Source organism: Streptococcus sp. oral taxon 061 (assembly GCF_964211575.1).
GTDB lineage: Bacteria > Bacillota > Bacilli > Lactobacillales > Streptococcaceae > Streptococcus.
In genome coordinates, this window is the sequence record NZ_CAXOQQ010000017.1 from 1 (window position 1) to 1,777 (window position 1,777).

1 pseudogene is annotated in these 1,777 nt (G+C 42.4%); it reads left to right on the plus strand.

Going from position 1 to position 1,777, the window contains the following annotated elements:
• A pseudogene (locus tag AB8E63_RS08605) lies at positions 1 to 1,777 on the plus strand (fibronectin-binding protein); the annotation flags it as partial.

Sequence of the window (1,777 nt, forward strand, 5' to 3'; positions counted from 1 at the left end):
GATGGTTCAACAACTAAGACAGTTGAAGGTGTTGGTACTTACACAGTAGCACCAGACGGAACAGTAACATTTGTTCCTGAAAAATCATTTGTTGGTAAAGCTCCATCAGTTACAGTTGTTCGTGAAGATATGAACGGAACGAAAGCTTCTTCAACATACACACCAACAGTAACACCAGTAACACCAACAGCTGAAGATGCTACTTCAACTGATAAGCAAGGTCAAACACAATCTGGTAAACCAACATTCACACCAGGTAACTCAAACGTACCAATGGATGATGCTGTTCCAGCAACATTTGAAGATGGTTCAACAACTAAGACTATCCCAGGTGAAGGAACATACACAGTAGCACCAGATGGCACTGTAACATTCGTACCAGAAAAATCATTCACAGGTACAGGCACAGGCGTGACTGTTAAACGTGTAGATAAGAACGGTACACCGGTAACAGCTAAGTACACACCAACTGTAACACCAGTAACACCAACAGCAACACCAGCTGAATCAGTTGCACCTCAAGGTGTGGTTCAAACTGGTACAGTAACCTTCACAGAAGGTGATCCAGTTGCACCAATCGACAAGGATACCATTACTCTTCTTGACGAAAATGGTCAACCAGCAGCTTCAGTAGATGCTAAGTCACCAGAAGGTAAAGTAATCGGTACCTTCACAGTTGATAAAGAAACAGGTGTTGTAACATTCACACCAACTGACAAGTCATACTCAGGTGATGTTGTTCCAGTCAAGGTTCAAGCTAAAGATGCTAACGGTACTGCTGTAGAAACAACTTACACACCTAAGATTACTCCAGTAGTTCCAACAGGTGAAGATGTTACATCAACAGATATCCAAGGTAAGACACAAACAGGTAAACCTAAGTTTACAGAAGGTGATCCAAGTGTACCAATGGATGACGATGTTCCAGCAACATTTGAAGATGGTTCAACAACTAAGACTATCCCAGGTGAAGGAACATACACAGTAGCACCAGACGGAACTGTTACATTCGTACCAGAAAAATCATTCACAGGTACAGGCACAGGCGTGACTGTTAAACGTGTAGATAAGAATGGTACACCAGTAACAGCTAAGTACACACCAACTGTTACACCTATCACACCAACAGCAGAACCAGTAACATCAACAGATATTCAAGGTCAAACACAAACAGGCAAACCAACATTCACACCAGGTAACTCAGACGTACCGATGGATGATGATACACCTGCAACCTTCGAAGATGGTTCAACAACTAAGACTATCCCAGGTGAAGGAACATACACAGTAGCACCAGATGGAACTGTAACATTCGTACCAGAAAAATCATTCACAGGAACAGGAACAGGCGTGACTGTTAAACGTGTAGATAAGAATGGTACACCAGTAACAGCTAAGTACACACCAACTGTTACACCAGTAACACCAACAGCAGAACCAGCTACAACTATTGGACCAAAAGGTAAAGAACAGTCTGGTAAACCAACATTCAAGGAAGGCGATAGCCGTGTTCCAATGAATGATGACGTTCCAGCAACATTTGACGATGGTTCAACAACTAAGACTATTCCAGGTGTTGGTACTTACACAGTAGCACCAGACGGAACAGTAACCTTCAAACCAGAACCTGAATTTACAGGAACAGCTCCATCAGTTACAGTTGTTCGTGAAGATATGAACGGAACAAAAGCTTCTGCAACATACACACCAACAGTAACACCAGTTACTACGTTTGTAGATAAAGAAGGTAAAGCAATTCCAGGATATCCAACGGAAG